This window comes from Polaromonas sp. P1_G2 (genome assembly GCF_056405515.1).
The window spans coordinates 1-414 of the sequence record NZ_JBFUBY010001373.1 but is presented as its reverse complement, the minus strand read 5'-3'; the positions used below and the strand labels follow the sequence as shown (position 1 = coordinate 414).

The following is a 414-nucleotide window of genomic DNA, read 5'->3' as shown; positions in this document are numbered from 1 at the left end:
ACCCATGGCAGCGTCGCAAGCGGCGTGTCGAGGCCGAGGATCAGGTCTCTGAGCGTCCTGCCGGAGAGGTTGGAGGTGGAGACGCCGAGGCCGACATAGCCGCCTGCCCAGCCGATCCCGGTCTGCCGATCGAGGCCGACCGTCGTGCACCAGTCGCGCGGCACGCCGAGCACGCCGCACCAGGCATGGTCGATCCTGAGGCTTTTGGTCTGCGGCAGCAGCCGGTAGAGGATGGCCTTGAGCTGCGCGATCGTCGCAGCCTGCGTCCGGCCACGGTCGTCGGTTTGGGAGCCGAAGCGATAGGGCACGCCGCGGCCGCCCATGGTGATCCGGCCCTCGCGCGTGCGCTGGGCGTAGCAATAGGCATGCGCCATGTCGCCGAGCAGCTCGTGGCCTTCCCAGCCGATCTCGCGC

The 414-nt window shown here is 69.8% G+C and carries 1 protein-coding gene; it reads right to left on the bottom strand.

From position 1 onward, the window contains the following. The coding region (locus tag AC1D0P_RS30625) for an FAD-dependent oxidoreductase (protein WP_477680171.1) at nt 1-414 on the bottom strand (414 nt) is incomplete at both ends.